Below are 247 nucleotides of genomic sequence, written 5' to 3'. Positions count from 1 at the left end.
TTCGAGCCTGGTTATGAGGATGGTTCTGGTAAGCCTGGCGAGGACGTCAAGGTTGAGAAGCCTGAGTTCAAGGACAAGGACGGCGAGCCGACCGACGCTCCAGAGGGCACCAAGTTCACCCCGGGTGACAACGCGCCTGAGGGTGTGAAGGTTGATGAGAACACCGGTGAGATCACCGTTACCATTCCTGAGGACGCTAAGCCTGGTGACAAGATCACTGTTCCGGTTGAGGTGACTTACCCGGATG

Annotated in this window: 1 protein-coding gene; it reads left to right on the top strand. The window is 57.1% G+C overall.

Translation table 11 applies throughout. From position 1 onward, the window contains the following. Positions 1–247: YPDG domain-containing protein (locus HMPREF3056_RS05750; protein ID WP_210401779.1), on the top strand; the 247-nt coding region annotated here is incomplete at both ends.

Origin of the sequence: Corynebacterium sp. HMSC056F09, from assembly GCF_001815785.1 — a bacterium.
Lineage (GTDB): Bacteria > Actinomycetota > Actinomycetes > Mycobacteriales > Mycobacteriaceae > Corynebacterium > Corynebacterium hiratae.
The sequence above is the reverse complement of the archived record's forward strand: the minus strand, read 5'-3'. Positions and strand labels throughout refer to the sequence as shown.